2 protein-coding genes are annotated in these 3,428 nt (G+C 68.6%); one reads left to right on the top strand and one right to left on the bottom strand.

All coding sequences use genetic code 11. The features are described 5' to 3' along the window. Nucleotides 1-230: 230 nt before the first annotated feature. Nucleotides 231-1,589 carry an NAD-dependent succinate-semialdehyde dehydrogenase gene (locus G6019_RS16865; RefSeq protein WP_182613605.1) on the bottom strand — a complete coding sequence of 453 codons (1,359 nt, stop codon included), beginning with the start codon at nucleotides 1,587-1,589 and terminating at the stop codon, nucleotides 231-233. A 321-nt stretch (nucleotides 1,590-1,910) separates the two neighbouring features. On the opposite strand from G6019_RS16865, the gene G6019_RS16860 reads away from it, so the two are divergent. Continuing rightward, nucleotides 1,911-3,311, top strand: coding sequence for an IS1380 family transposase (locus G6019_RS16860; RefSeq protein WP_182628121.1), 1,401 nt, complete (start codon nucleotides 1,911-1,913; stop codon nucleotides 3,309-3,311). Nucleotides 3,312-3,428 lie beyond the last annotated feature (117 nt).

The raw sequence follows: 3,428 nt of genomic DNA, 5'->3' as shown, positions 1-3,428 counted from the left end.
TGGGCACGCGGAGGTGGGCGGTGGCGTCGACGACGACGAGGTCGGCGTCGTCGACGTGCTGGTGCAGCCATTCGGGGCTGACGGTGAGGGGCGGGTGCGGTGTCGCGGCGGTCATGGCGCTCCTTTGGTGAGGGGTCGACCGCCGAGGGTAGGCGGACGCACTCCGGCCGGGGCGGTGAGTGCCCCCGGCCGGAGTGGGTGCGATGCGTCGCCGGAGTACTACGTCGGTGTCAGTGGACCCGCTGGAGGCGGACGTTGACGAACTCGCCGAGGCCCCAGCGTCCGAGCTCCCGGCCGTAGCCGGAGCGCTTGACGCCGCCGAAGGGCAGGCCGGCCATGGTGGTGCCGTGCTCGTTGACGTAGGCCATACCCACCTCGAGCCGCTCGGCCACCTCGGAGGCCTTGTCGGTGTCGGTCCCCCAGACCGAGCCGGACAGTCCGAAGGGGGTGTCGTTGGCGATCCGCACGGCTTCGTCGAGGGAGTCGTAGCCGTAGACCATGGCCACGGGGCCGAAGATCTCTTCGGTGTAGGCGTCCATCTCCGGGGTGATGCCGGTGAGGACGGTGGGCTCCATGAACGCGCCCGGGCGGTCGATCGCGCGGCCCCCGGTCACGAGGGTCGCACCCTGGTCGACGGCGCGCTCGACCTGTTCGACCACCCCGTCGCGGGCGTCCTCCGAGGACAGGGGCCCGAGCGCGGTCCCCTCGTCGGCCGCGGGGCCGACCTTCGTCCCCTCGTACAGGTCGCGGAGCTTGCCCACGAACTCGTCCTTCATGTCTTCGGGCACGAACATCCGCTTGGGTGAGTTGCAGGCCTGCCCGCAGTTCGACAGACGCGCCTTGCCGACGGTCTCGACCAGCTCGTAGAGGTCGTCGGTGTCCAGGACGATGAGCGGGTCCGAACCGCCCAGTTCCAGCACGCTGGTGGTGAGGTTCTCCCCCGCCACCTTGGCCACGGCGGCGCCGGCGCCCTCGCTGCCGGTGAGCGAGACGCCCTTGATCCTGGGGTCGGCGATCATCTCGGCGACCGTGTCGCTGGAGGCGTAGACGTTGACGTACGCGTCCTCCGGAAGCCCAGCCGCGCGCTGCACCTTCTCGATGGCCGCGGACGAGCGCGCGCAGATGCTCGCGTGCTTGAGCACGATGGTGTTGCCCAGCAGCAGGTTCGGGGCCGCGAACCGGGCCACCTGGTAGTAGGGGTAGTTCCACGGCATCACGCCGACCAGGGGCCCGACCGGCTCGTGGGTCACGCGGTTGAGGCGGGCCCCGGGCACGTCCAACGTCTCGGGCTCCAGCAGCTCGGGGCCGTGCTCGCCGTACCAGCGGTAGATCGAGGCGGCGAGCTGGACCTCTCCCTGCGCCTGGTCGGGGAGCTTGCCCATCTCGGTGGTGATGGCCTTGGCCAACTCCTCGGTGTGCTCCTCGAACGCGTCCGCGATGGCCAGGAGGATCCTCGCCCGCTCCGCGACGTCGGTGGCGCGCCAGGAGTCGAAGCCAGTGGTGACGGTGGACAGGATCCCGTCGACGTCGTCGGTCTGGTCGTACTCGCTGTCGGTCGTCCCGGTCGACGGATCGTGGGTGACGTACATATGGGTCCTCCCGTGGTTCGCGTCCGCCGGGTGATCGACCCGGCTCTGCTCGCGACGGTAGGTCAGCCTTGCCTCGCCTGCATCCGGTCGGGAACCCCGTCCAGGGCTGTGCCACCCGGGTAGCGATTCGGCGATGGACGCGAGTATGGTCCCGGGCAAGGTGGCCCCGCGCCCGACGGCTTCGCTCGTCGGCTCCTCTAGCCCGGGTGATTCACGGGGATCTGCGGATTGCCGGGCGAAAATAGACCGAAGTGCTTCCTGAACAGGGGAAACTGGGACTTGTCTAAGGTTCCATGTTCTCCAGCAGAAAGCACTCGGTAGGTGAAGCGTACGTCGTGGTCGGCTGGTCTGTCCGTTACTGCCGATGGTGTCGGGGTGATCTCTCACGCCGGCGCCATCGCTCCACGCCTTCTGGCTGATCAGGTCGGTCTGACCGCCGAGCTGTCAGGGGCCATGGCTCGCCGACAATTCATCCCCATCCATGACCGCGGCCGGGTGTTGACCGATGTCGCGGTGATGCTCGCAGATGGTGGCGAGTCCATCTCCGACATCGGCGTCCTGCGCCACCAATCCGGGGCCCTGGGCCCGGTGGCCTCAGCACCGACGGTATGGCGGACCCTGGACGAGATCACTGCCGGCAAGCGTAAGAAGATCCAAGTCGCGCGGGCCCGTACCCGGCGTCACGTGTGGTCCCAACTACCAGGCGGGGTTCCCGCATCCAAATGTGCAGGTCGGGACCTCGGATCGACGATCGTGCTCGATGTGGACGCCACCATCGTGGTCACCCACAGCGAGAAAGAGAACGCCGCGCCGACGTACAAGCGCACCTTCGGCTACCACCCGATCGGCGTGTGGTGCGACAACACAGAAGAGTTCCTCGCCGCGAGCCTGCGCCCGGGCAACGCCGGGTCAAACACCGCCGCCGACCACATCGACGTCCTGGGCCAAGCAATCGCCCAGATCCCCGCCGCTCACCGGCGCGACCTGCTGATCCGCTCCGACGGCGCCGGTGCCTCCCGTGACCTTCTGGATTGGATCACCGAACAGAACGGCATCCGCGGTCGACGGGTGGAGTACTCGGTCGGGTTCTCGGTCACCGCCCCGTTGCGCCGGGCCATTGCGATCGCTCCCGAGGCTGCGTGGGGGCCAGCGTTGAATCCCTCCGGCGACATCCGCGACGGGGCTGAAGTTGCTGAGCTGACCGGGTTGCTCGCCTCCAGGATGCTCGCGAAGTGGCCGGACGGGATGCGGGTCATCGTGCGCCGCGAACGACCCCACCCCGGCGCCCAGTTGTCGATGTTCGAGGAGATCGACGGGTGGCGCTACCAGGCGTTCGTGACCAACACCATCACTGGTCAGCTGCAGTTCCTCGAGGCCCGACACCGGGCTCACGCCCGGGTCGAGGACCGCATCCGCCACGCCAAAGACACCGGCCTGGGCAGGCTTCCCTCACGGGAATTCGCTCTCAATCAGGCATGGCTGGTGGCGGTGATGATCGCCGCGGATCTCCTGGCCTGGACGCGGATGCTGGCCTGCACCGGCGCGGCCGCAGTTCTGGCCTTGTGCGAGCCCAAAGCGCTGCGCTACCGCTTCCTCCACGTGGCAGCCCGACTGGTCCACAGCGGCCGCAGGCGGCGGGTGAAGATCCCCGAAACCTGGCCGTGGGCCGCCGCCATCGTCGCCGTATTCAACACAATCGCCGCGATTCCCAAACCAGCCTGACCCCGCCTGCCCGCCCTCGATAGCACCACCGGAGACCCGCCCACCGGCAGCGCCAGCCGGCACCCTCGCACGCCCACAGACTGAAAAAGCGTCACCGTCACGCGACAGCAGCAGTCC

It is taken from the genome of Dietzia sp. DQ12-76 (assembly GCF_014145045.1).
Classification (GTDB): Bacteria; Actinomycetota; Actinomycetes; order Mycobacteriales; family Mycobacteriaceae; genus Dietzia.
The sequence above is the reverse complement of the archived record's forward strand: the minus strand, read 5'-3'. Positions and strand labels throughout refer to the sequence as shown.

What these genes read in the sequence shown, in the direction of transcription:
- G6019_RS16865 (WP_182613605.1), bottom strand. Translation starts at nt 1,589, where the DNA reads ATGTACGTCACCCACGATCCGTCGACCGGGACGACCGACAGCGAGTAC.